At 62.8% G+C, this 24,306-nt stretch carries 22 protein-coding genes; 15 read left to right on the forward strand and 7 right to left on the reverse strand.

All coding sequences use genetic code 11. The features are described 5' to 3' along the window. Positions 1 to 215 precede the first annotated feature (215 nt). From dusB to hflX, 8 genes are all read left to right on the forward strand, one after another. Positions 216 to 1,244, forward strand: coding sequence for a tRNA dihydrouridine synthase DusB (gene dusB / locus AC0L24_RS08365; protein WP_127810324.1), 1,029 nt, complete (start codon positions 216 to 218; stop codon positions 1,242 to 1,244). After that, positions 1,241 to 2,383 carry a two-component system sensor histidine kinase NtrB gene (locus AC0L24_RS08370; protein WP_473563639.1) on the forward strand — a complete coding sequence of 381 codons (1,143 nt, stop codon included), beginning with the start codon at positions 1,241 to 1,243 and terminating at the stop codon, positions 2,381 to 2,383. The genes dusB and AC0L24_RS08370 overlap by 4 nt, the downstream gene beginning before the upstream one ends. Further along, complete coding sequence (ntrC, locus tag AC0L24_RS08375) at positions 2,380 to 3,840, forward strand: nitrogen regulation protein NR(I) (RefSeq protein WP_292630976.1); 1,461 nt, start codon at positions 2,380 to 2,382, stop codon at positions 3,838 to 3,840. The genes AC0L24_RS08370 and ntrC overlap by 4 nt, the downstream gene beginning before the upstream one ends. 129 nt (positions 3,841 to 3,969) lie before the next feature. Further along, positions 3,970 to 6,255 carry a sensor histidine kinase NtrY-like gene (locus tag AC0L24_RS08380; protein ID WP_164762666.1) on the forward strand — a complete coding sequence of 762 codons (2,286 nt, stop codon included), beginning with the start codon at positions 3,970 to 3,972 and terminating at the stop codon, positions 6,253 to 6,255. Continuing rightward, positions 6,245 to 7,606: a nitrogen assimilation response regulator NtrX gene (gene ntrX / locus AC0L24_RS08385; RefSeq protein WP_473563640.1), complete on the forward strand. Its 1,362-nt coding sequence runs from the start codon at positions 6,245 to 6,247 to the stop codon at positions 7,604 to 7,606. The genes AC0L24_RS08380 and ntrX overlap by 11 nt, the downstream gene beginning before the upstream one ends. A gap of 100 nt (positions 7,607 to 7,706) precedes the next feature. Continuing rightward, positions 7,707 to 8,570 (forward strand): D-amino-acid transaminase, encoded by an 864-nt coding sequence (locus AC0L24_RS08390; RefSeq protein WP_292134947.1) that lies wholly within the window; start codon positions 7,707 to 7,709, stop codon positions 8,568 to 8,570. A 145-nt stretch (positions 8,571 to 8,715) separates the two neighbouring features. Continuing rightward, complete coding sequence (gene hfq / locus AC0L24_RS08395; RefSeq protein ID WP_006202172.1) at positions 8,716 to 8,961, forward strand: RNA chaperone Hfq; 246 nt, start codon at positions 8,716 to 8,718, stop codon at positions 8,959 to 8,961. Further along, positions 8,962 to 10,353: a GTPase HflX gene (hflX, locus tag AC0L24_RS08400; protein ID WP_473563641.1), complete on the forward strand. Its 1,392-nt coding sequence runs from the start codon at positions 8,962 to 8,964 to the stop codon at positions 10,351 to 10,353. It begins immediately after the preceding gene. A 6-nt stretch (positions 10,354 to 10,359) separates the two neighbouring features. Here the strand turns inward: hflX and mazG are convergent, their stop codons facing one another. From mazG to cyoA, 7 genes are all read right to left on the reverse strand, one after another. Continuing rightward, positions 10,360 to 11,184 (reverse strand): nucleoside triphosphate pyrophosphohydrolase, encoded by an 825-nt coding sequence (gene mazG, locus AC0L24_RS08405; RefSeq protein ID WP_473563642.1) that lies wholly within the window; start codon positions 11,182 to 11,184, stop codon positions 10,360 to 10,362. Between the two features lie 80 nt (positions 11,185 to 11,264). Further along, positions 11,265 to 12,449 carry an amino acid aminotransferase gene (locus AC0L24_RS08410; protein WP_127810329.1) on the reverse strand — a complete coding sequence of 395 codons (1,185 nt, stop codon included), beginning with the start codon at positions 12,447 to 12,449 and terminating at the stop codon, positions 11,265 to 11,267. A gap of 143 nt (positions 12,450 to 12,592) precedes the next feature. After that, positions 12,593 to 13,294, reverse strand: a complete 702-nt coding sequence (locus tag AC0L24_RS08415) for an SURF1 family protein (RefSeq protein ID WP_127811392.1) — start codon at positions 13,292 to 13,294, stop codon at positions 12,593 to 12,595. A gap of 96 nt (positions 13,295 to 13,390) precedes the next feature. Further along, entirely contained in the window at positions 13,391 to 13,771 is a 381-nt protein-coding gene (gene cyoD / locus AC0L24_RS08420) for a cytochrome o ubiquinol oxidase subunit IV (protein WP_127270910.1), read from the reverse strand. Continuing rightward, positions 13,768 to 14,394 (reverse strand): cytochrome o ubiquinol oxidase subunit III, encoded by a 627-nt coding sequence (gene cyoC / locus AC0L24_RS08425; RefSeq protein WP_127810330.1) that lies wholly within the window; start codon positions 14,392 to 14,394, stop codon positions 13,768 to 13,770. The genes cyoD and cyoC overlap by 4 nt, the downstream gene beginning before the upstream one ends. A 5-nt stretch (positions 14,395 to 14,399) precedes the next feature. Beyond that, positions 14,400 to 16,412 (reverse strand): cytochrome o ubiquinol oxidase subunit I, encoded by a 2,013-nt coding sequence (gene cyoB, locus AC0L24_RS08430; protein WP_127810331.1) that lies wholly within the window; start codon positions 16,410 to 16,412, stop codon positions 14,400 to 14,402. 15 nt (positions 16,413 to 16,427) lie between these two features. Further along, positions 16,428 to 17,597, reverse strand: a complete 1,170-nt coding sequence (gene cyoA / locus AC0L24_RS08435) for a ubiquinol oxidase subunit II (protein WP_473563643.1) — start codon at positions 17,595 to 17,597, stop codon at positions 16,428 to 16,430. 166 nt (positions 17,598 to 17,763) lie between these two features. Here cyoA and AC0L24_RS08440 point away from each other — a divergent pair, with 166 nt between their 5' ends. From AC0L24_RS08440 to AC0L24_RS08470, 7 genes are all read left to right on the forward strand, one after another. Then, positions 17,764 to 19,077, forward strand: a complete 1,314-nt coding sequence (locus tag AC0L24_RS08440) for an MFS transporter (RefSeq protein ID WP_127268838.1) — start codon at positions 17,764 to 17,766, stop codon at positions 19,075 to 19,077. A 38-nt stretch (positions 19,078 to 19,115) separates the two neighbouring features. Beyond that, positions 19,116 to 20,396, forward strand: coding sequence for an ATP-binding protein (locus AC0L24_RS08445; RefSeq protein ID WP_292681740.1), 1,281 nt, complete (start codon positions 19,116 to 19,118; stop codon positions 20,394 to 20,396). Next, positions 20,386 to 20,919, forward strand: coding sequence for a response regulator transcription factor (locus tag AC0L24_RS08450; RefSeq protein WP_473563644.1), 534 nt, complete (start codon positions 20,386 to 20,388; stop codon positions 20,917 to 20,919). Before AC0L24_RS08445 ends, AC0L24_RS08450 begins: the two co-directional genes overlap by 11 nt. Positions 20,920 to 21,139: 220 nt before the next feature. Further along, entirely contained in the window at positions 21,140 to 21,685 is a 546-nt protein-coding gene (locus tag AC0L24_RS08455) for a sigma-70 family RNA polymerase sigma factor (RefSeq protein ID WP_127321069.1), read from the forward strand. Next, complete coding sequence (locus AC0L24_RS08460) at positions 21,682 to 22,455, forward strand: anti-sigma factor family protein (RefSeq protein WP_127272302.1); 774 nt, start codon at positions 21,682 to 21,684, stop codon at positions 22,453 to 22,455. The genes AC0L24_RS08455 and AC0L24_RS08460 overlap by 4 nt, the downstream gene beginning before the upstream one ends. 23 nt (positions 22,456 to 22,478) lie before the next feature. After that, positions 22,479 to 23,195: a Bax inhibitor-1/YccA family protein gene (locus AC0L24_RS08465; RefSeq protein ID WP_473563645.1), complete on the forward strand. Its 717-nt coding sequence runs from the start codon at positions 22,479 to 22,481 to the stop codon at positions 23,193 to 23,195. Between the two features lie 204 nt (positions 23,196 to 23,399). Then, positions 23,400 to 24,302 carry an aldose 1-epimerase family protein gene (locus tag AC0L24_RS08470; RefSeq protein ID WP_127271128.1) on the forward strand — a complete coding sequence of 301 codons (903 nt, stop codon included), beginning with the start codon at positions 23,400 to 23,402 and terminating at the stop codon, positions 24,300 to 24,302. Positions 24,303 to 24,306 lie beyond the last annotated feature (4 nt).

The raw sequence follows: 24,306 nt of genomic DNA on the forward strand, positions 1-24,306 counted from the left end.
AAAGTGTAATCGGTTTTCGGAAAGATCGTGCGCTAAGTATGAAATTCCAAAGCGTCTTTTGCGCGTCCTCAGGGACGCGCGGCGCTTTGGTCGCGGCCAAAGCCGAAGGCCGGCATTTTCCCAATTGCGCCTTAATGTGGCGTCATTCCGCGTTGCACATTGCGCCGGTTCTGGCTAGAGAATGTGCAACGAATGAAGATGCTTGGTTTTTGTGCATGGTTAACTTGACCAAATTGGCCGCGCCGCTCGATGTCGGTGGCGTGAGAATCCGCAATCGCGTGTTCCTCGCACCGATGTCGGGGATTACGGACGAGCCGTTCCGGCAGCGTGCCCACGCGCATGGAGCGGGCCTGGTCGTATCCGAAATGGTTGCCAGCGGCGAGCTCGCCAAGGGCAGGGCCGGTTTCAACCTGCGCATACGCCACTCCGGCCTGCCCGTCCATATGGTTCAGCTGGCAGGCCGTGAGGCGATGCACATGGCCGAAGGTGCCAGAATCGCCGCCGGTGAGGGCGCCGACATCATCGACATCAACATGGGATGCCCGGCCAAGAAGGTTACCGGCGGTTATGCGGGTTCGGCATTGATGCTGGATCTCGACCACGCACTGTCGCTGATCGACGCCGTTGTCGGCGCGGTCGAGGTGCCGGTGACGGTCAAGATGCGGCTTGGCTGGGACGAAGGCGCGCTCAATGCGCCGATGCTCGCGCGCCGCGCCGAGCAGGCCGGTGTCAGCATGGTGACCGTGCACGGCCGCACGCGCTGCCAGTTCTACCAGGGCAAGGCCGACTGGCGCGCCATCGCCCGCGTCAAGGAAGCCGTGTCCATCCCGGTCGTCGCCAATGGTGACGTCTCTTCGCCGGCGGAAGCGGCCGACATTCTCGATCAATCGGGTGCCGACGCCGTGATGATCGGCCGTGCCCATTATGGCGCGCCCTGGATCGCAGGCGGCATTGCGGCCGCAGCGACCGGCGAGGCGACGCCAAACATGCCACGGGACTCGACGGCGGTCGCCGACTACATCGTGGCCCACTATGAGGACATGCTGGCGCTCTACGGCGCCGAAAGCGGCCTGCGCCAGGCGCGCAAACACCTTGGCTGGTATCTCGACCGGCATGCCGGCGGCGTCGCCGACGACAGCCGAAAGGCCATACTGACCGCATTCGAGCCCGCGCGCGTCATTGCCTTGCTGCGCGATGTGTTTTCGCGCGATCCGCAACCCTTGAACCTGCGGAGCGCCGCATGAACGCCGCCGCTGACCAAGGCGCTGAAATGGCGGATGCCGCCCAGATCGTGCTCAACACCATCCGTCGCCCGGTGATCATGATCAGCGAGGAAGGTTTCATCACCTATGCCAACGCCGACGCGGAAGATTTCTTTCGCTCGAGTGCAAACATGCTCGCCCGCAACACGCTGTCAAAACTCATTCCCTTCGGCAGCCCGCTGCTGACGCTGGTCGATCAGGTGCGCGAGCGTCGGGCTCCGGTCAACGAGTATCGGGTCGACGTGTCGTCGCCGCGTCTCGGCATCGAGAAGGTCGTCGATCTCTACGTCGCGCCGGTGCCGGAATATCCGGGCTCCGTCGTGGTGATGTTCCAGGAACGGTCGATGGCCGACAAGATCGACCGGCAGATGACGCATCGGGGTGCCGCACGTTCGGTGACCGGTCTGGCGGCAATGCTTGCCCATGAGATCAAGAACCCGCTCTCCGGCATCCGGGGCGCGGCCCAACTGCTTGAACTGTCGGCTTCCGACGAGGACCGTGCGCTGACGCGGCTGATCACCGACGAGACGGACCGCATCGTATCGCTGGTCGACCGCATGGAGGTGTTTTCAGACGAGCGGCCGATCGACCGCTATCCCGTCAACATCCATGTCGTGCTCGACCATGTGAAGGCGATTGCCAAGAACGGTTTTTCCAAGAAAATCAAGATAATGGAGGATTATGATCCTTCATTGCCTCCGGTGTTTGCCAACCGCGATCAACTCATCCAGGTGTTCCTCAACCTGGTCAAGAACGCTGCCGAGTCGATCGGCAGCGACCCGCAGGGCGAGATCGTGCTGTCGACCGCCTTCCGGCCGGGCATCCGTGTTTCCGTTCCGGGCACGCAGGACCGCGTGTCGCTGCCGCTGGAATTCTGCGTGCGCGACAATGGCTCCGGCGTCTCCGAAGACATCCTGCCGATCCTGTTCGACCCGTTCATCACCACCAAGCCGAACGGCTCCGGGTTGGGTCTTGCGCTGGTCGCCAAGATCGTCGGCGAGCATGGCGGCATCATCGAATGCGAATCGACGCCGCGCGGCACCACATTCCGCATCCTGATGCCGGCCTGGAAAGAAGCGCCAAACGGCGCCGATGATGACGGCGAAGGAGACCTCAAATGACCGTTCGCGGCAATATTCTCGTCGCCGACGACGACGCGGCGATCCGCACCGTCCTCAACCAGGCGCTTTCACGCGCCGGTCATGAGGTGCGCGTCACCTCCAACGCTTCGACGCTTTGGCGCTGGGTGGCGGCGGGCGAGGGCGATCTGGTCATCACCGATGTGGTGATGCCGGACGAAAACGCCTTCGACATGCTGCCGCGCATCAAGAAGGCGAGGCCGGAGCTGCCGGTTATCGTCATGAGCGCCCAGAACACATTCATGACGGCGATCCGCGCCTCCGAAACCGGCGCTTACGAATATCTGCCCAAGCCCTTCGACCTGACCGAACTGCTCAACATCGTCAACCGGGCGCTTTCCGAGCCGCGCCGGCCGAAGATCGATACGCGGCCGGAAGAGCAGCCCGATGCAATGCCGCTGGTCGGCCGCTCGGCGGCCATGCAGGACATCTACCGCATGCTGGCGCGCATGATGCAGACCGACCTGACGGTGATGATCTCGGGCGAATCCGGCACCGGCAAGGAGCTGGTGGCGCGCGCGCTGCATGAATATGGCCGCCGCCGCGGCGGCCCCTTCGTCGCCATCAATATGGCGGCGATCCCGCGTGACCTGATCGAATCGGAACTGTTCGGTCACGAGAAGGGTGCCTTCACCGGCGCGCAGAACCGCTCGACCGGCCGCTTCGAGCAGGCCGAAGGCGGCACGCTGTTCCTCGATGAAATCGGCGACATGCCGATGGAGGCGCAGACGCGCCTGCTGCGCGTGCTGCAGCAGGGCGAGTACACCACGGTCGGCGGACGCACGCCGATCAAGACCGACGTGCGCATCGTCGCTGCCACCAACAAGGATCTGCGCACGCTGATCAACCAGGGGCTCTTCCGCGAGGATCTTTTCTATCGCCTCAACGTCGTGCCGCTCCGGCTGCCGGCGCTGCGTGAGCGCTCCGAGGATGTGCCGGACCTCGTCCGCCATTTCTTCAAGCTCGGCGAAATGGAAGGCCTGCAGACCAAGCGCATTTCTTCCGGCGGCATCGAGTTGATGAAGCGCTATCCGTGGCCGGGCAATGTGCGCGAACTGGAAAACCTGGTTCGCAGGCTCGCCGCGCTCTATTCGCAGGACGAGATTTCCGCCGAGATCATCGAGGCGGAGCTCAAGACCGGCGAACGTCCGGTGGTGCCGGGTGGCGGCAATCTGATCCCCGACGATTTGTCGATCGGGCAGGCGGTCGAGCACTTCCTGCAGCGCTATTTCGCTTCCTTTGCCGGCGAATTGCCGCCGGCGGGGCTTTATCAGCGCATCCTGTCCGAGGTCGAGTTTCCGCTCGTCCTGGCCTCGATGACGGCAACGCGCGGCAACCAGATCAAGGCTGCGGAACTGCTGGGCTTGAACCGCAACACGCTGCGCAAGAAGATCCGCGAGCTCGGCGTCAACGTCTACAAATCATCGCGGCAGGGCTGAGCCTTGATCTGAGCCCGCGCTCTTTTCAGGGGATCGGCTCGCGAAAGATTTCCGTCTCGGTCACACTTGTTGCATAATCGCCACAATGCGTTGCATACATCCGACGCAATCATGGCTCTAGACGGCGACATGGCTCCGCAGGCACCGACAACAAACCAACCGCTCTTCAGCGAACCCGGCGCTCGTGACGGGCGCCGGCTGCTTGCGCTGCCGGGTGTGATCGCGGTCGTCGGCGCGCTGATGACGGCTGCGATCTCGTTCACCATCCTCGTCGGCGCCACGCCGATCACACCGAACGAGTCGACGACGCTGGCGTTGATTGCCCTCAACGCGGCTTTCGTCCTGTTTCTTATCGCGCTGGTCGGGCGTGAGGTGCACCGCATCCTGATGGCGCGCCGGCATGGTAAGGCCGCTTCGCGGCTGCATGTGCGCATTGTCGCCATGTTCGCCCTGGTTGCCGCCATTCCCGCCATCATGGTGGCCATCATTGCCTCGATCACGCTCGACATCGGCCTTGACCGCTGGTTCGAGATCCGCACCAAGACGATCGTCAATTCGTCCCTCTCGATCGCCGACGCCTATGTCCAGGAAAATGCCCGCAACCTCCAGGGCACGACATTGTCCATGGCCTATGATCTCGATGCGTCGCGCACGCTCTACGGCCTTGATCGTACCGGCTTTCTCGACTTGATGAACAAGGAAGCCGTGGGCCGTTCGCTGGCCCATGCGGCGCTGATCAAGCCGGACGGCTCTTTCGTCATGAGCGCCAAGACCGATACGGAGTTCGCCATGCCCGAGCCGCCGGAAGGCGCGGTGGCCAGCGCTGCCGACGGCAAGCCGGTGCTGATCGAACCGAAAACGCGCAACATCATGGGCGCCATCGTCAAGCTGCGGGAGATCGAAGGACTCTACCTCTACACCATTCGGCTCGTCGATCCCGAAGTGATCAAGGCACGGCAGATCGTCAGGTCCAACACCGACGAATATCGGGGGCTGGAAGATAACCGCCGTACCTCGCAGGTGGCCTTCGCGCTGCCCTATCTGTCGCTGACGCTCATCATCATCCTGTCCGCGATCTGGACCGGCATTGCGGTCGCCGACCGTCTGGTGCGGCCTATTCGCCAGCTCATCGGCGCCGCCGACGAGGTGGCGACCGGCAATCTCGACGTCGCGGTTCCCGTCAGGCCTTCGGACGGCGATGTCGCCTCGCTCGGCGATACCTTCAACAAGATGCTTCTCGAACTGAAATCGCAGCGCAATGAGATCCTGTCGGCCAAGGACCTGATCGACGAACGGCGCCGCTTCTCGGAAGCCGTGCTTGCCGGCGTTACCGCCGGCGTCATCGGCGTCGATCCTTACGGCATCGTCACCATCGTCAACCGCTCGGCCGAGGCGATGCTGGCGATTTCGGCCAGCGCAGCCCTTGGGCAGAATCTTTCCGCCGTGCTGCCGCATGTCGGCCGCGTCTTCGAGATCGGTCGCAAGTCCGGCAAACCCGTCTATCGCGAGCAGGTGACCTTTTACCGCGCCGGTGCCGAGCGGACCTTCAACGTGCAGATCACCATCGAGGCCGGCGACGACGGCTCGGAGGAAAAATCCTATGTCGTGACGGTCGACGACATCACCGACCTGGTTCAGGCGCAGCGCTCGTCGGCCTGGGCGGATGTGGCGCGGCGTATCGCCCACGAGATCAAGAACCCGCTGACGCCGATCCAGCTCTCGGCCGAACGCATCAAGCGCCGTTACGGCAAGGTGATTACCGAGGACCGCGAGGTTTTCGACCAATGCACCGACACCATCATCCGTCAGGTTGAGGATATCGGCCGTATGGTGGACGAATTCTCGGCGTTCGCGCGCATGCCAAAGCCTGAGATGAAGGCGATAGATCTGCGCGAATCGCTGCGTGAGGCCTCGTTCCTGGTCGAGGTCAGCCGCGCCGACATCACCTTCGAGCGGATATTCGGCACGGAGCCGCTCAAGGGCACTTTCGACAGCCGCCTGATGGCGCAGGCTTTCGGCAATGTGATCAAGAACGCCGCCGAGGCCATCGACGGATTGGAACAGAAGGACGGTTCGCACGGCATAATCCGGATTCAAGCCGGGCGCCAGAATGGTGCGATTCGAATCGACGTCATCGACAATGGCAAAGGCCTGCCGCGCGAGAATCGCCAACGGCTGCTCGAGCCCTACATGACCACACGCGAGAAGGGCACCGGACTTGGCCTCGCTATCGTCAAGAAGATCGTGGAGGACCATGGCGGCAGGCTGGAACTACACGATGCTCCAGCGGACTTCCACGATGGGCGCGGCGCGATGATCAGCATCATCCTGCCGCCTGCGGCCGCAACGGCTCCGCGCGGCGAAAGCAGGGCGGAAAACGAAAGAGAAACTGAAAAGGTCGGTAATGGCGTCTGATATTCTCATCGTCGATGACGAGGAAGACATCCGTGAACTCGTCGCGGGCATACTGAGCGACGAAGGTCACGAAACCCGCACGGCATTCGATGCCGACAGCGCGCTCGCTGCTATAGCTGATCGCGCGCCGCGGCTGATTTTCCTCGATATCTGGCTGCAGGGCTCGCGCCTGGACGGGCTGGCGCTGCTCGACGAGATCAAGACCATGCATCCGACCTTGCCGGTGGTGATGATTTCCGGCCACGGCAACATCGAAACGGCGGTCTCCGCCATCCGTCGCGGCGCCTATGACTTCATCGAAAAACCGTTCAAGGCCGACAGGCTGATCCTCATTGCCGAGCGTGCGCTCGAGACTTCGAAATTGCGGCGCGAGGTTTCCGACCTCAAGCTGCGCAGCGGCGAAACCTTCGATCTGATCGGCATGTCGTCGGCGATGAGCCAGTTGCGCCAGACCATCGAACGCGTCGCGCCGACCAACAGCCGCGTGATGATCATCGGACCGTCGGGCTCGGGCAAGGAACTGGCCGCGCGCGCCATCCACACGCTGTCGGCGCGCAAGAGCGCACCTTTCGTGACGCTGAGCGCCGCCAACATCACGCCCGAGCGCATGGAAATCGAGCTGTTCGGTACCGAATCGAATGGCGTCGAGCGCAAGGTCGGCGCGCTGGAGGAGGCCCATCGCGGTATCCTCTACATCGACGAGGTGGCCGACATGCCGCGCGAGACGCAGAACAAGATCCTGCGCGTGCTGGTCGAGCAGCAGTTCGAGCGGGTAGGGGGAACCAAGCGGGTCAAGGTCGATGTCCGCATCATCTCCTCGACCTCGCAGAACCTCGAAGCGATGATTGCCGACGGGCGTTTCCGCGAGGATCTTTACCATCGCCTCGCGGTGGTTCCGGTCGTCGTGCCGGGATTGGCCGAGCGGCGCGAGGATATTCCCTACCTCGTCGACAATTTCATGAAGCAGATCGCCCGCCAGGCCGGCATCAAGCCGCGCCGCATCGGCGACGATGCGCTGGCCGTGCTGCAGGCGCATAACTGGCCGGGCAACGTTCGCCAGCTGCGCAACAATGTCGAGCGCCTGATGATCCTTGCGCGCGGCGACGACGTCGATGCGCCGATCACCGCCGATCTGTTGCCGGCCGAGATCGGCGATGTCATGCCGCGCACGCCGAATCAATCCGACCAGCACATCATGGCGCTGCCGTTGCGCGAAGCGCGTGAGCAGTTCGAGAAGGACTACCTGATCGCCCAGATCAATCGATTCGGCGGCAACATCTCGAAGACCGCCGAGTTCATCGGCATGGAACGCTCCGCTCTGCATCGCAAGCTGAAGTCGCTGGGCGTGTGAGCGCGACATATCCAGCCGCCGCGCTGGGCCAAGCATTTGCCGGTTACGGCAACGGCGGAATCGCATAAGAAAAGCCCGATAATTTCTTCAGGGGTTGCCCATGCCGCGCATTGCTTATGTCAACGGGCGCTACGTCGCTCACGCGGACGCTGCCGTGCATATCGAGGATCGCGGCTATCAGTTCGCCGACGGTGTTTATGAGGTCTGCGAGGTGGCGCGTGGCTTCATCGTAGACATGCCGCGCCATCTGGCGCGGCTGAACCGCTCGCTGACCGAATTGTCGATCGCCTGGCCAGTCACCTCTCACGTGCTGCCGCTTATCCTGCGCGAGGTGGTCAACCGCAACCATGTCGCCAACGGCCTGGTCTATGTCCAGGTGACGCGCGGCGTCGCCAGCCGCGATTTTGTCTTCCCTTCCGCAGACACCAAGCCGGCCCTGGTGGTGACCGCCAGGAAGGCCGACCCCGCAGCCGGAGCAAAGCGAGCCGAGACCGGCATCGCGGTCATCACCGTGCCGGAGAACCGCTGGGACCGCGTCGACATCAAGACCGTCGGGCTGCTGCCCAATGTATTGGCCAAGCAGAAGGCAAAGGAGGCCGGTGCGCAGGAAGCCTGGTTCGTCGACGCCGAAGGCAACGTAAAAGAAGGCGGCTCGTCCAATGCCTGGATCGTCACTCGGGACGGCGTCCTGGTCACCAGGCCGGCCGAGCACGGCATCCTGCGCGGCATCACCCGCACGACCATGTTCGAAGTGGCGGCCAAGCTCGGCCTGAAGATCGAGGAGCGCGGCTTTTCCGTCGCCGAGGCCAAGGCGGCACGCGAGGCGTTCATCAGCTCCGCAACGACACTCGCCATGCCGGTGGTGGCTATCGACGGCGATACGGTCGCCAATGGGCACCCCGGCTCAATAACACTTTCCTTGCGGCAGGCCTTTTTTGACATTGCGGAAAAAAGTCCAGCCTGATAACCGCACAGGTGGAATGAACATCAATATATCTCGTTCTGCTTGTCGTTACTGACGACAAGACGGTGTTTGCGAGCTTGACATGCGCCCGTTAATTTGGCGCATTGGCTTGCAAACCGAAGGGGATCGGCGAAAGACAAGAACAATGGCGGAACGATCGCAAAACCTTCAGGACCTGTTCCTGAATTCAGTTCGCAAGAGCAAGAACCCGCTCACCATCTTCCTTATCAACGGCGTCAAGCTGACCGGCGTGGTCACTTCGTTCGACAATTTCTGTGTCCTGCTGCGCCGTGACGGTCACTCCCAGCTCGTCTACAAGCACGCCATTTCCACGATCATGCCGAGCCAGCCGGTTCAGATGTTCGATGGCGAGGAAAGCCAGGGCGCCTGATTGGCACGTGAGAAAGACGCGGACGCCACCGTTCGCGGGAAACCAACGCATCATCCCGGGACGGAAGCCAAGGGCCCGACCCGGGCTGTTGTCATTGTGCCCGTCCTTACCCGCCACCAGCGCAACGACGACGAGACCAACCGTCCTCGGCTGATGCGTTCGGCTGATGCTCGTCACGACGAGGCCGTCGGCCTTGCCCGCGCCATCAACCTGGATCTGATCCACACTGCGGTGGTGACCGTCAACGATCCGCGCCCGACGATGCTGCTCGGCAGCGGCAAGGTTGCGGAGTTCGCGGAAATCGTCAAAGAGGGACATGCGGAAGTGGTCGTCGTCGACCATCCGCTGACCCCGGTGCAGCAGCGCAATCTCGAAAAAGAGCTGAACGCCAAGGTGCTGGACCGTACCGGGCTGATTCTTGAGATCTTCGGCGAGCGCGCGCGCACCAAGGAAGGCACGCTGCAGGTCGAACTCGCCCATCTCAACTACCAGAAGGGCCGCCTCGTGCGCAGCTGGACCCATCTGGAGCGCCAGCGCGGCGGCGCCGGCTTCCTCGGGGGGCCCGGCGAAACACAGATCGAATCCGACCGGCGGCAGTTGCAGGAAAAGATCATCAAGCTGAAGCAGGAGCTGGAAACGGTGCGGCGCACGCGCGACCTGCACCGCGCCAAGCGAAGGAAGGTGCCGTTCCCGGTGGTGGCGATCGTCGGCTATACCAACGCCGGCAAGTCGACGCTGTTCAACCGGCTGACCGGGGCGGATGTGCTGGCGCAGGACATGCTGTTCGCCACGCTCGACCCGACGCTGCGCCGCGTGCGCCTCCCACATGGCACGCCGATCATCCTCTCCGATACGGTCGGCTTCATTTCGGACCTGCCGACGCATCTGATCGCGGCTTTCCGCGCCACCCTGGAAGAGGTGGTCGAGGCCGATCTCGTGCTTCATCTGCGCGACATTTCCGATCCGGACACTGCTGCACAAGCGGAAGATGTCGAGCGCATCCTGGCCGACCTCGGTGTCGACGCCGGCGACGCCAAGCGCGTGATAGAAGTGTGGAACAAGATCGACCGGCTCGACGAAGGCAACCGGACCCGGCTGCTTGCAGACGGCGCCGACGCCAACAAGGCGCCGCCGATTGCGGTGTCGGCGGTGACCGGCGAGGGCATCGACGCGCTGAAGGCGATCATCGAAACGCGGATGGCGGGCGAACTCGAAGACCTCACCGTGACGATCGAGCCGGCACAGTTCGGCCTTGTCGACTGGCTTTACCGCAATGGCGATGTCGTTTCGCGAAGCGACAATGATGACGGCAGCGCCACCATCTCGCTCAAGGCCACGCAAAGCGCCCGCGAAGAGATCGAAAGCAGATTGCGTCGTAAAAACAACGGGTAATGTAACTTACTTCGCGGTCTTTGCTTCCTTCCAGAGCGCTTCCATCTCGGCCAGATCAGCCTTTTCCAGTGTGCTACCGGATTTTTCCAGGGCCTGTTCGACATAGTGGAAGCGCGAGCGGAATTTTTCGTTGGTGCCGCTCAGCGCTGCTTCGGAATCGAGCTTGAGATGACGGCCTAGGTTGACGACGGCAAACAGCATGTCGCCGAACTCATCCTTGATCGAGGCGGTGTCGCCCTTGGCCAGCGCCTCGCGCAATTCGCCGATCTCTTCCTCGATCTTGTCGAGGATGGGCGCCGCCTCGCTCCAGTCGAAACCGACGCGGGCGGCCTTCTCCTGAAGTTTCAGCGCCCGGGTCAGTGCGGGCAGGGCGACCGGCACGCTGTCCAGAAACCCCTTGCCGTTGTCTTCGGGATCGAGACCACGCGCGAGGCGGGCGCTTCGTTTCTCCGCCTTCTCTTCGGCCTTGATCTTTTCCCACATGCCCTTGGCCATGCCGGCGCTACGGGCTTTTTCGTCGCCGAAGACATGTGGGTGGCGACGGATCATCTTCGTCGTGATGGCTTGCACCACGTCAGGGAACGAGAATTCACCGGCCTCCTCGCCCATCTGGGCATGATAGACGACCTGCAGCAGCAGGTCGCCGAGTTCGTCGCGCAGATCGTCGAGATCGCCGCGCGCGATGGCATCCGCCACCTCATAGGCTTCCTCGATCGTATAGGGCGCGATGGTCGAGAAATCCTGTTCGATGTCCCAGGGGCAGCCGGTCTTCGGCGCCCGTAGCGCCGCCATGATCTCGATCAGGCGCGAAATGTCTTTCGATGGTGTCATAGGGCTGATGCTATCGCGCGGCCGGCCGCGCGGCCAACGCTGTCAGCCGGCGAGAGTGCCTTGTCCACAGGCGAGCCACGTCAGTCGAGCACAGAAACGATCGCCTTGGCGAGCTCGTCCATGCCGTCTTCGGGCAGGCCGGCGACGTTGATGCGGCTGTCGCCGACCATATAGATGCCGTGCTCGGCACGCAGCCGTTCGACCTGCGCTTCCGTGAGGCCAAGGCGGGAGAACATGCCGCGATGGCTGGCGACGAAGTCGAAGCGATCGGAATTGGACTGCCGGCGCAGTGCCTCGGCGAACTGCACGCGTAGCCTGAGCATGCGCAGGCGCATCTCTTCGAGCTCGGCTTCCCAGTCGGCGCGCAAGGCGGCATCTTCGAGCACGATGCGCACGGCCGCCGCACCATGGTCCGGCGGCATCGAATACATGGCGCGCGCCGCCGACAGCATCTGGCTCATCGCCACATCCGCCTGTGCGCCGTCCCTGGCCAGGATCATCGCCGCGCCGACGCGGTCGCGGTAGACAGCGAAATTCTTCGAGCAGCTCGAGGCGACGACCATTTCCGGAACTTTTGCCGTCAGCAGGCGCAAGCCGAGCGCATCGGCCTCAAGCCCATCGCCAAAGCCCTGATAGGCGATGTCGACAAACGGCAGCAGCTCGCGCTCGACGACCAGATCGGAAACGGCAGCCCACTGGGCCGGATCCAGATTGGCGCCGGTCGGGTTGTGGCAGCAGCCATGCAGCAACACGACGTCGCCGCTCTTTGCGGTCCGCAGCGCTGCCAGCATGTCGTCGAAGCGAACAGCGCCCGAGTCGGCGTCGAAATAGGGGTATTCACGGATCTGCAGGCCGGCGGCGCGCATCACCGGCATATGGTTCGGCCAGGTCGGGTCCGACAGCCAGATGGTTGCATCCGAGCGTGTCCGCTTCAGCAGTTCCGCCACCAGCCGCAGTGCGCCGGAGCCGCCGGGCGCTTGTGCGGCGCGGATGCGCGTCATGTCGGCGCCCGGACCGAAGGCGAGCTTGGCCATTACCGTGTTGAAGCCGGTATCGCCGGCAAGGCCGAGATAGGTCTTGGTGTCCTGACCCTGCAGCAGGCGCTTTTCCGCTTCGCGCACGGCGCGCATGACCGGCGTCTTGCCGTCGCGATCCTTGTAGACGCCGACACCGAGATCGACCTTGTCTGGACGCGGATCGGCTCGATAAAGGCCGATCAGGGCCAGGATCTTGTCGGCGGGGGCGGGCTGCAGGGCTTCAAACATCGAAAATGGTTCCATTGGCGCGGCGGAGTGATACGCAAATCGGTCGCGTTTCGCCAGCGGTTTTAGCTAGGTGCTCCAGCCCGAGGCGGGGGTGCCGGGAAGCCTGCCCTGCCTGCTCCTTTCAGCTTTGCCTCGGCCAGCGGTCAGCCCCCGCCGTGTTTCCCAGTCTGCCGCAACAGATAGACGACCGCGCCCAGCACCATCAAGGCCAGCCCGAACCATGTCAGGGCATAGGCCAGATGGTTGTTGTGGAACGAAACGACCGTCAGGCCGCCGACCGGCCACCCTCCCGGATTGGGCGCGGCATCGGCATCGATGAAATAAGGAGCGACCTGCCCGAGGCCTTGCGTCGTGGCGATTGCCTGCACATCGCGCGAATACCAGCGGTTGGCGGCCGGATCGTTGTTGCGCAGGAAGCCGCCCTTCGGTTCGGTCAGGCGCAGCAGGCCGCGAATTCCGGTGTGATCGCCCGAGGGCTTGCCTGCGAGGCGGGTTGCCGGATCGCGCTTGTCCGTCGGCACGAAGCCCCTGTTCACCAGAATCGTGAAGCCATCATCCGCTCGGAACGGCGCCATTACCCAGAAACCACCGCCGCGATCGGTGACCGCCTGGACCAGGGTCTCGCGATCACCGAGAAACCGGCCCGTGACGGCAAGCTGGCGATACTCGTCATCCCTGGCGTTGATCTCTGGCCAGGCCGAAGGCGCCGGGGCGGCCACAGGTACCGCCTTGAGACGCTGGTCGACACGCTCGATCAGGTCGAGTTTCCAGACGCGGCGCTCCAGCTGCCAGACACCAAGCGCCGAGAACCCTGCGACGCCGATGGCACCGCAAAGGCAAAGCACCAACAGCGTCCATGGTGAACGCGTAACCCTTTGGCCGTCGCCTGTAGTCGAATGCGGTGTCGTCCGCGCCTGTTCATCCAAAGCCAGGTCCCTCTCTCAGGGTATCTGACTCATGTCATGGCCGGGCATCATGTTGGCGTTCAGATGGTACATGACCCAGAGCGAGCCCGTCAGCGCGATCACCACCAGGATGAGGGTGAAGATCAGGGCCATCATGGTCCAGCCGCTCTCCGACCTGGTGTTCATATGCAGAAAGAACACCATGTGGACGATGATTTGCACGACGGCGAAGGCCATGATGGCAATCGCCGAAGCCATCTGATTGCCGAGTGCGTTGGTCATGACCAGCCAGAAGGGAATGGCGGTCAGCACGACGGACAGGCCGAAGCCTGTCAGATAGCCGCGCAGAGAGCCGTGATCGACGCCGTGACGCGCGTGGCTCTGGTCGCTGGTGTCTGTGTGGTGGCCGGCGCTCATCGCAACATTCCCATCAGATAAACGAAGGTAAAGACGCCGATCCAGATGACGTCAAGGAAGTGCCAGAACATGCTCAGGCACATCAGGCGCCGCTGGTTCGCGGCGATCAGCCCGTGCCTGGAGACCTGCACCATCAGCACCACCAGCCAGACCAGGCCGAAGGTGACGTGCAGGCCGTGCGTTCCGACCAGCGTGAAGAACGACGACAGGAAGCCGCTGCGCTGCGGCGTCGCCCCCTCGTGGATGAAATGGGCGAATTCGTAGAGTTCGATGCTGAGAAAGGCGAGGCCGAACAGGCCAGTGATCACCAGCCACACCTGCATGGGTTTCGCCCGTCCCTTCGCCATCTCCAGCATCGCGAAGCCGTAAGTGATGGAGGACAGGAGCAGCATGGTGGTGTTCAGCGCGACCAGCGGAAGATCGAACAGGTCCTTCGGCGCGGGTCCGGCCGCGTAGTTGCCACCGAGCACGCCATAGACCGCGAACAGCATCGCGAAGATGAGGCAGTCGCTCATCAGATAGATCCAGAAGCCGAGCATGGTGCTGCTGCCGCTCTCGGCATGGCCGTGGTCATCTTCCAGGTGGAAGATCGTGTCGTCGATCACCGTGTCGGCGTGTGCCATGGTGCTTATCCCGCCTGGCTGGTGGCTGCGAGCAGGCGTGTCCGCTCGTCCTCGACGCGGGTGACGTCACTGGACGGAATGTGGAAGTCCCGGTCGTAGTTGAAGGTATGCGCGATGGCGTAGCCGATCAGGGCGACGAAGCTGACGATCGCCAGCCACCAAATGTACCAGATGAGCGCCACGGCAAGCACCACGCTCAACCCGGCCAGGACGACGCCGGCTCCGGTGTTGCGCGGCATGTGGATGTCGCGGAAGCCCGTCAACGGACGCTGGTAGCCGCGATTCTTCATGTCCGCCCAGGCGTCGAGATCGTGGACGACCGGCGTGAAGGCGAAATTGTAGGCCGGGGGCGGCGACGAGGTTGCCCATTCGAGGGTGCGCCCGTCCCAGGGATCACCGGTATCGTCGCGAAGCTGCTCGCGCCGCCGCACGCTGACGAAGATCTGGATGAGGAAGGACAGGATACCAAGCAGGATCAGGAAGGCGCCGAAGGCGGCGATAATGAACCAGATCTGCAGCGAGGGATCCTCAAAGGTGCGCAGCCGGCGCGTTACGCCCATCAAGCCGAGGATGTAGAGCGGCATGAAGGCGAACCAGAAGCCGACCACCCAGAACCAGAACGACATCTTTCCCCAGAACGGATCGAGCCGGAAGCCGAATGCCTTGGGGAACCAGTAGCTGATGCCGGCAAACAGGCCGAACAGCACGCCGCCGATGATGACGTTGTGGAAATGCGCGACCAGGAACAGGCTGTTGTGGAGCACGAAGTCGGCTGGCGGAACCGCGAGCAGCACGCCGGTCATGCCGCCGACAGTGAAGGTCAGCATGAAGGCGACCGTCCACATCATCGGCAGTTCGAAGCGGATGCGGCCGCGGTACATGGTGAACAGCCAGTTGAATATCTTGGCGCCTGTCGGGATCGAAATGATCATCGTTGTGATGCCGAAGAACGAGTTGACGCTCGCTCCCGATCCCATGGTGAAGAAGTGATGCAGCCAGACCAGATAGGACAGGATGGTGATGACGACTGTCGCGTAGACCATCGACGTGTAGCCGAAGAGCCGCTTGCCGCAGAAGGCCGAGGTCACTTCCGAAAATATGCCGAAGGCCGGCAGGATCAGGATGTAGACCTCGGGGTGGCCCCAGATCCAGATCAGGTTCACGTACATCATCGGATTGCCGCCGAAGTCGTTCGTGAAGAAGTTGGTGCCGACATAGCGGTCGAGAGCCAGCAGGGCCAGCACCGCCGTCAGCACCGGGAAGGCGGCGACGATGAGCACATTGGTGCAAAGCGCGGTCCAGGTGAAGATCGGCATTCTCATCATGGTCATGCCAGGCGCGCGCATCTTGACGATGGTGCAGACCAGGTTCACGCCCGACAGCAGCGTGCCGACGCCCGCCACTTGCAGGGCCCAGATATAATAATCGACACCGACATCGGGACTGTAGCCGATCCCCGACAACGGCGGATAGGCAAGCCAGCCGGTGCGGGCGAATTCGCCGACGAACAGCGACATCATGACGATGACCGCGCCGCCGACCGTCATCCAGAAGCTGAAATTGTTGAGGAACGGAAACGACACGTCGCGGGCGCCGATCTGCAGCGGGACGACGAAATTCATCAGGCCCGTCACCAGCGGCATCGCCACGAAGAAGATCATGATCACGCCGTGCGCGGTGAAGATCTGGTCGTAGTGATGCGAATTGAGATAGCCTTCCGAACCGCCGAAGGCCATCGCCTGCTGGAGCCGCATCATGATGGCGTCACTGAAGCCGCGCAGCAGCATGACGATGCCGAGCACCATGTACATCACGCCGATGCGCTTGTGGTCGACGCTGGTGAACCATTCGCGCCACAGATAGCCCCAGAGCTTGAAATAGGTCAGCGCGCCGACGAGTGCCACGCCGCCCAGCGCGACGACCATGAAGGTCGCGACCACGATGGGTTCGTGCAGCGGCAGCGACTCGAGCGTAAGCCGGCCGAAGATCGCCTTGAGAAAAGCAGGATTGTCGAACATGTCTTGCGTGGCGCCTCAGGAGTTGAAGGGCGACCGAAGCGTGCCGGTTGCGGAAGGTGACGGCAGTCGGATCGACAGGGGCAGTGGCCGTTGCAGACCAGCGCCGACGATCGGCGTCGAGGTCATCGGCGTGACGGATTGATCGGCCTTCGAAGCCGCCAGTGCTTCTTCGGTTGTGCATATGCTGGCGACATAGGATGGGGCAGGGCCGAATATCGTGCCGCGCCGGGCGAACTTGTCATACAGCAGCGGCAGGGTGTTGCGGATGCCGGCCATTCCCAGACCGCCCTTGGCATCGATCTGCGACATCTCGCTCATGCACATCTTGCCGGGCTCGACGCACATGTTGAGGATCGCCTTGTAGAGATCGGCATCCACCGCCGCATAGTGGCGCACGGGTTGGTTCTCGCTGGGCTGTTCGAGTTCCAGATAGCCGTTTCGGTCGAGCTTGCCGCCGCCGTCCTTTGCCTTCGCGATCCATGCCTGGAAACCGGCATCGTTCAGGCCGTGGAACGCGAAGCGCATTCCCGAGAAGCCGGCGCCGCTGTAGTTGGCGGAGAACCCTTCATAGTCGCCGGACTTGTTTATGACCGCGTGCAGCCTGGTTTCCATACCCGGCATTGCATAGATCTGGCCGGCCAGTGCTGGAATGTAGAAGGAGTTCATCACCGATGCGGAGGTGATGCGAAAGCTGATCGGCCGGTCGACCGGCGCAGCCAGTTCGTTGACCATGGCGACGCCGTACTCCGGATAGATGAACAGCCATTTCCAGTCGAGCGCGACGACTTCGACCTCAAGCGGACGCACGTCCGGCGGCAGCGGCTTGCCGGCCGCTACACGTCCGATCGGGCGATAGGGGTCGAGCAGATGGGTGCCCATCCAGGTCACTGCGCCCAGGCAGATTATGATCAGAAGCGGCACAGCCCAAATGACGAGTTCGAGGTGGGTCGAGTGGTCCCAATCCGGCTCGTAGCGCGCCTCGCGGTTGGACTGGCGGTATCGCCAGGCAAAGAATATGGTGAGAGCCATCACCGGTATGATGACGATCAGCATCAGTGCCGTGGACACCATCAGCAGGTCGCGCTGCTGCGCGGCGACGTCGCCGGCAGGGTTCATGACGACCATGCTGCAGGAGCCGAGCGATGCCAGCAGGGGCAGCAGGAAAAGGGTACGGAGACGGCTCAATGTATGACCTGTCGGTTGTTCCCCCCAGTGCTAACCGTACCGCGGCAATGAAGGCATTGGACAATTTGTCCAATGCCGCAATGACGCGGCAGGCGTCATCAAAGCACCTGGCCCGCGCACATGGCAAGCGATCGTATGAGACCGCGGCGGGGCGACGGAGAATGCTGTGAGCCCAACTTCGAAGATCGAAGCCGACGCAAGACGGATCAACGCGCGGCATCATGAGGTGAAGCCCGGCGAAATCGCTGTCGGCGTCATCATCGGCAGGACGTCGGAATTCTTCGACTTCTTCGTCTACGCGATCGCTTCCGTCATCGTTTTTCCGAAGCTCGTATTTCCTTATGCCGACCCGTTGACCGGCACGCTCTACTCGTTCGCCATCTTCGCGCTTGCCTTCATCGCGCGGCCGATCGGCACGGCGATCTTCACCGCGCTCGACCGCGCCTACGGACGCAGCGCCAAGCTCACCATCGCGCTGTTCCTGCTGGGGACCTCGACCGTGTCGATCGCCTTCGTGCCCGGTTACGACCAGATCGGCCAGGCTTCGGCCTGGCTGCTGGCCATGTTCCGGATCGGTCAGGGACTGGCGCTGGGCGGGACATGGGACGGACTTGCCTCGCTGCTGGCGTTGAATGCGCCCGAAAAGCGCCGCGGCTGGTATGCGATGATCCCGCAGCTAGGCGCACCACTCGGGCTCATCGTTGCCAGCGCCCTGTTTGCATATTTCGTCGGCAACCTGTCGGCCGAAGACTTCTTCAGCTGGGGCTGGCGCTACCCGTTCTTCGTCGCCTTCGCCATCAATGTCGTCGCCCTGTTCGCACGGCTGCGCATCGTGGTGACGCCGGAATACACCAAACTGTTCGAAGGCCAGGAACTGGAGCCGACTTCCGTCCGCGAGACGTTGCGCGCCGAAGGGCGCACTGTCGTGCTCGGCGCCTTCGCGCCGCTGGCGAGTTTCGCCCTGTTCCACATGGTGACGGTGTTTCCTCTGTCCTGGATTTTCCTGTTCACGCGCGAGGGACCGGCACGGTTCCTCGTCATCGAGACGATCGGAGCTTTCTTCGGCCTGGCGGCAATCGCGATCTCGGGCTTCGTCGCCGACCGGGTTGGGCGCTGGCCCTTGCTCGGAGGCTCGGCGGTGGCCATTGCCGTGTTCAGCGGTTTCGCGCCACAGCTGCTCGATGGCGGCTTCGTCGGAGAGTCCGTCTTCATGGTATTGGGCTTCGTCCTGCTCGGCCTGTCGTTCGGCCAGTCTTCAGGAGCACTCGCCTCGAACTTTTCAAAGACCTACCGCTATACAGGGGCGGCGCTGACCTCGGATCTCGCCTGGCTGTTCGGTGCCGGCTTCGCGCCCATTGTCGCCCTGTTCCTGTCCGCCCATTTCGGGCTGATCTCGTCAGGCGCCTATCTGTTGTCGGGAGCGCTATGCACGTTGCTTGCGCTGAGGCTCAACCAGCGCCTGGATCGGACGCCCGCTTGAGTGACCTGCTTGGCCAGGGCTGGGGACCTCCCGGCCCAATGACTCTGCACGACAAGACCAACAAACAGAATTTTCTGCTTCTGATTCAACTGCGCTGGATCGCGGTCGGTGGTCAGATCGTGACGATCCTGTTCGTCCGCTACGTGCTCGGCATCGGATTGCCGCTGGTCCCGATGGCGGTGGTGATCCTGCTGCTGATCGCTCTCAATGTCGCCAGCCTGCGCCGGCACAGCAGCCAGGACGCGATCACCAACACCGAGCTGTTTCTTGGGCTGCTGCTCGACGTCACCGCGTTGACGGTCCAGCTTTACCTGAGCGGCGGCGCGTCCAATCCCTTCATTTCGCTTTACCTGCTCCAGGTCATCCTGGGCGCGGTGCTGCTGGAGACATGGTCGGTCTGGGCCCTTGTCCTCATTGCAAGCACGTGCTTCATTGCGCTGACCACTTTCTACCGTGAGATCAGCCTGCCCGCCGCACACGGTGCCGGGCTGTTCAGCCTGCACATCCAGGGCATGTTCATCTGTTTCGTCCTGGCGGCAACGCTTCTGGTGCTGTTCATCACCAGGGTCCAGAACAACATTCGCACCCGCGACGCCCATCTTGCGGATTTGCGCCAGCAGTCGGCGGAGGAGGCTCACATCGTCAGGATGGGCCTGCTCGCCTCCGGTGCCGCGCATGAGCTCGGCACGCCGCTGGCCACGCTTTCCGTCATCCTCAATGACTGGCAGCGCATGCCGGCTCTCGAGGCAGATTCGGATCTGGCGCAGGAAATCCGGGAGATGCAGGGCCAGTTGGACCGTTGCAAGAAGATCGTTTCGGGAATCCTGATGTCGTCGGGCGAATTGCGCGGCGAAGGCACGGTTCGCACCTCCGTCGACGCCTTCCTGGCGGAGCTGGTGGCCGAATGGAAATCGACACGGCTGCCGCAAGGTTTCGAATACACCAGGCGTTTCGGCGCCAACCAGGAGATCGTCTCCGATCCCGCGCTCAAACAGGTGATGTTCAATGTACTGGACAACGCACTTGAAGCGTCGCCTCTATGGGTCGGGTTGATCGTCAGCCGCCACGCGGACGATCTCATCGTCGAAGTTGTCGACTCGGGACCAGGATTTGAAGAAGCCATGCTTGCAGAATTCGGCAAGCCCTACACGTCGACCAAGAACCGGCCAGGTAGTGGGCTCGGCCTGTTTCTGGTCGTCAATGTCATCCGCAAGCTGGGGGGTACCGTCACCGTAAGAAATAGAACCGAGGGGGGAGCTTCGGTTACGTTGCATCTGCCACTGGCTGCTCTGTCTGCGCGAGGGCACAATGCCGACTAAACGCACGCTGTTGATCGTCGAGGACGACATCGCCTTTGCCAACGCACTGCGCCGGTCTTTCGAACGGCGTGATTACGAAACACATAGCTGCCGGAGCGTCGACGGCGTGCATGCGCTGATCGGCACCGTTGCCTTCCAATATGCCGTCGTCGATCTCAAGCTTGCCAGCGGCTCGGGCCTGGAATGCGTCAGGGCGCTGCACGAGCACGATCCTGAAATGCGGATCGTCGTGTTGACCGGCTTTGCAAGCATCGCCACCGCTGTCGAGGCGATCAAGCTCGGCGCCTGCCAGTATCTCGCCAAACCCGCCAACACCGACGACATTGAAGCCGCTTTCGGCCGGGTCGAGGGCAATGCTTCGGTGCCGCTCGCCGAGCGACCAACCTCGATAAAGAACCTCGAATGGGAGCGCATCCACGAAATGCTGGTGGAGGCCGACTTCAACATTTCCGAGACAGCACGACGGTTGGGCATGCACCGCCGGACGCTGGCGAGGAAGCTGGAGAAGAGGCGTGTGAAGTAGGCACGATCTACTGCATTCCAATCGCCACATTGGTCCCACTGCCGCCACGCCTGCCGTCGATGCACCGATGGAAATCACCCGCACAACGATTCCGGGAGCTTGTATTTCTCGGCTTCATCATGCGGTTCCAGGGAGCCGCTCGATGCTGCGAGGCGCAGGGTAAAAGCGAACGATGCCATCAAAGGGAAAAAATTGGCAGGGCAGGGATTAAAATCCCTACATGCTCCGTAAACAGGACATGAAACCGCCGGTGCCACGCTTTGACATCATAGGACAGCTCGGTTCGCTGCGTCGCTATGCGCGCTCGCTGACGCGCGACAGCACCGACGCCGAGGATCTTGTCCATGACGCGCTGGTGCGCGCCTATGAGCGGCGCAGCACGTTCCGCTCCGGCGGAAACCTGCGCGCGTGGCTGCTGTCGATCGTCCACAACACCTTCATCGACAAGATGCGGTCCCGCAAGTCCGAAGCGTCGCGCGTCGAACAGGCTGGATACCTGGCCGACGGCAGCACGCCGGCACCACAGGAGCATTCGGTGCGCCTGGCGCAGGTGCGCGAGGCTTTTTTCAGCCTGCCGGAAGAACAGCGTTCAGCGCTGCACCTCGTCGCAATCGAAGGCCTCTCCTATCAACAGGCCGCCGATGCCAGCGGCGTGCCGCTCGGCACGCTGATGTCCCGCATCGGCAGGGCGCGCGCCGCACTGCGCGAGATGGAGGAGCCGGCGAAGGCAAAAAACCACCTCAGGATCGTTGGAGGCCCGTCATGACCGCAACTGTCGATCCCGTGACCGATATCGACCTCGACGCCTATGTCGACGACCAGGTCGACGTTACCCGCCGCATCGAGGTCGAAGCATTCTTGTCCGCTCGCCCGGAGGCGGCGGCGCGCGTGATGTCGGATCTCAGGACCCGGGATGAACTGCGCGTGGCGCTTGCCGGCTCCAAGGGCATGGCGCGCCCCGCGACCGCCGATGCCGCGCGGCGGCTGGAGAGGGGGCTTGCCCGCGGCCGGCTCTTCGGCGTGTTGCAGCGCGCGGCGGCGGTCGCCGGCTTCGTCGCCGCCGGCTGGCTGGCAAACGGCATCATCGGGCCGATGTCGGTGACCAAGGTCGTCGCCTCGCCGCAGCCGCCCGCCTATGTCGACGAGGCGGTGCAGGCCCACAGGACGACGCTGGTGCGCGAGAGCATGCCATCGCAGGCGGAAACGCCCAATTACAACGCCGGCGAAATCCGCGCCGCCACTGCCATCGTCATGCCGTCGCTGCCGACGGATTGGAGGGTGCGCGACGTGCAGATCTATCCGTCGCGCTTTGGGCCGAGCGTCGAGATGGCGGTCGAGACGAAAGACATGGGGCTGGTGTCGCTGTTTGCGATCCGGCCCGGAACCTTCGACGTCGTCAAGCCGGCGATAGCGCCCTCGGGCGACATTTCGTCGGCCTATTTCCAGATCGGCGATGTCGCCTATGCGGTGGTCGGACGAAGCGAGGTCCACGACCTCGACCGCGCCGCCGAGACGCTTGCCAAGACGCTTTACTGATCGATTCACAAAGGAGAACGCAAATGAACACCCCCAATCTGGGATATCGCGTCGGCGCCGGCGCCCAAACCGGAGCCATCTTCGACGAGGGCCTGCGCCAGCATATGCTGCGCGTCTACAACTACATGGGCGTCGGCCTGGTGGTCACCGGCCTCGTCGCCTTCATGATCTCATCGACGCCGGCGCTCTACGTGCCGATCTTCTCCAGCCCGCTGAAATGGGTGGTGATGCTGGCACCGCTCGCCTTCGTCTTGCTGTTCTCGTTCAAAATGCAGACCATGTCGGCGGCGAGTGCCCAGGCGATGTTCTGGGCCTTCTGCGCGGTCATGGGCCTGTCGCTCGCCTCCGTGTTCCTGGTCTTCACCGGAACCAGCATCGCGCGCACCTTCTTCATCGCCGCCACCATGTTCGGCGCCACCAGTCTCTACGGCTACACGACAAAGCGCGACCTGACCCAGTTCTCGTCGTTCCTGATCATGGGCCTGATCGGCGTGGTGATCGCCAGCATCGTCAACATCTTCCTCGGCTCGACCGCGCTGCAGTTCGCCATCTCGGTGATCGGCATCGCCGTGTTCATCGGCCTGACCGCCTGGGATACGCAGACGATCAAAGAACAGTATGCCGGGAATTTCGACGCGGAATCGCGCCAGAAACTTGCCGTCTTCGGCGCCTTCTCGCTCTATCTGAACTTCATCAACATCTTCCAGCTGCTGCTGAACTTCACCGGCGAACGCGAGTAATCCGGACCGTAGCAGGCAACATTTCGCAACTTACCGTGGCCGGAGGGAAACCTCCGGCCACGGTTTTTTATTTGAGGCAGCATTTGCCATGTGCGGTGGATCGTTCATCGCGGCTGACTGAGGCGCGATGTAAATCTGCCGCTCTTGAGTTCGCATGTCCCCTTTTGCTAGCCTGCCGGCCACGCCAGATAGCCGCGAGGACGCATGGAACAGGACAGCCTGACGCTTCACGGTGACGGCATCTCGGCGACTGTTGTCGGGCAGGGCGCCGAACTTGTCTCCCTACGCGATGCCGACGGCACAGAGTTTCTGTGGCAGGCCGGTCCGGAATGGCGGCGTCACTCGCCGGTGCTGTTTCCAATCGTCGGCCGGCTGAAGGGCGACCAACTGCGCCATCGCGGCCAGACCTATCCGATGACCCAGCACGGCTTCGCGCGCGACAAGCCGTTCGCCTGGGCGCAGAGGGGACCACGATCCTGCACGTTGGTGCTCACCGACGATGCCGATACCCGCGCGCACTACCCCTTCGCCTTTCGCCTGGCAGTGACTTACACGCTGGACCGCCATCAGCTTGATGTGACCTTCGACATCACCAACACCGGCGATGAGCCGCTGCCGGCATCGATCGGGGCGCACCCGGCGTTCAATTGGCCTTTGCTTCCGGATCTGGCCAAGACGGATTACCAGCTGACCTTTGCCTCCGCCGAGCAAGCGCCGATCCGCCGCCTGAAGGACGGCCTGCTGCTGAAAGCGCCACAACCGACGCCTGTGGAAGGCAAAAGGCTGGCACTCTCCGAAAGGCTCTTCGGCGAGGACGCGGTGATCATGGATCGGCCCGTCAGTTCCAGCGTGCGCTACGCTGCCGAGAGCGGTCCCGCGATCGAGATGTTGTGGCAGGGATTCCAGGAATTGGGTATCTGGTCCAAACCCGGCGGCGCGCCATTTCTTTGCATCGAACCCTGGCATGGCCTTGCAAGCCCGGTGGATTTCGATGGTGAGTTTATCGATAAGCCTAGCGTGATGTTGATCGAGCCTGCCGCGAAGCGTGTTCTGAGCTATCAGGTACGTCTGCTGCAGCGTCGTGCGCGAATGGCTGAATTGGAGTGAGCCC

This window comes from Mesorhizobium sp. WSM4809, assembly GCF_055811655.1.

What these genes read in the sequence shown, in the direction of transcription:
- AC0L24_RS08460 (WP_127272302.1), top strand. Translation starts at nt 21,682, where the DNA reads ATGACCGCAACTGTCGATCCCGTGACCGATATCGACCTCGACGCCTAT.
- cyoB (WP_127810331.1), bottom strand. Translation starts at nt 16,412, where the DNA reads ATGTTCGACAATCCTGCTTTTCTCAAGGCGATCTTCGGCCGGCTTACG.
- cyoC (WP_127810330.1), bottom strand. Translation starts at nt 14,394, where the DNA reads ATGGCACACGCCGACACGGTGATCGACGACACGATCTTCCACCTGGAA.
- AC0L24_RS08465 (WP_473563645.1), top strand. Translation starts at nt 22,479, where the DNA reads ATGAACACCCCCAATCTGGGATATCGCGTCGGCGCCGGCGCCCAAACC.
- ntrX (WP_473563640.1), top strand. Translation starts at nt 6,245, where the DNA reads ATGGCGTCTGATATTCTCATCGTCGATGACGAGGAAGACATCCGTGAA.
- AC0L24_RS08370 (WP_473563639.1), top strand. Translation starts at nt 1,241, where the DNA reads ATGAACGCCGCCGCTGACCAAGGCGCTGAAATGGCGGATGCCGCCCAG.
- mazG (WP_473563642.1), bottom strand. Translation starts at nt 11,184, where the DNA reads ATGACACCATCGAAAGACATTTCGCGCCTGATCGAGATCATGGCGGCG.
- AC0L24_RS08450 (WP_473563644.1), top strand. Translation starts at nt 20,386, where the DNA reads ATGCCGACTAAACGCACGCTGTTGATCGTCGAGGACGACATCGCCTTT.
- AC0L24_RS08410 (WP_127810329.1), bottom strand. Translation starts at nt 12,449, where the DNA reads ATGTTTGAAGCCCTGCAGCCCGCCCCCGCCGACAAGATCCTGGCCCTG.
- AC0L24_RS08445 (WP_292681740.1), top strand. Translation starts at nt 19,116, where the DNA reads ATGACTCTGCACGACAAGACCAACAAACAGAATTTTCTGCTTCTGATT.
- AC0L24_RS08455 (WP_127321069.1), top strand. Translation starts at nt 21,140, where the DNA reads ATGCTCCGTAAACAGGACATGAAACCGCCGGTGCCACGCTTTGACATC.
- cyoD (WP_127270910.1), bottom strand. Translation starts at nt 13,771, where the DNA reads ATGAGCGCCGGCCACCACACAGACACCAGCGACCAGAGCCACGCGCGT.
- dusB (WP_127810324.1), top strand. Translation starts at nt 216, where the DNA reads ATGGTTAACTTGACCAAATTGGCCGCGCCGCTCGATGTCGGTGGCGTG.
- AC0L24_RS08390 (WP_292134947.1), top strand. Translation starts at nt 7,707, where the DNA reads ATGCCGCGCATTGCTTATGTCAACGGGCGCTACGTCGCTCACGCGGAC.
- AC0L24_RS08380 (WP_164762666.1), top strand. Translation starts at nt 3,970, where the DNA reads ATGGCTCCGCAGGCACCGACAACAAACCAACCGCTCTTCAGCGAACCC.
- AC0L24_RS08470 (WP_127271128.1), top strand. Translation starts at nt 23,400, where the DNA reads ATGGAACAGGACAGCCTGACGCTTCACGGTGACGGCATCTCGGCGACT.
- hfq (WP_006202172.1), top strand. Translation starts at nt 8,716, where the DNA reads ATGGCGGAACGATCGCAAAACCTTCAGGACCTGTTCCTGAATTCAGTT.
- ntrC (WP_292630976.1), top strand. Translation starts at nt 2,380, where the DNA reads ATGACCGTTCGCGGCAATATTCTCGTCGCCGACGACGACGCGGCGATC.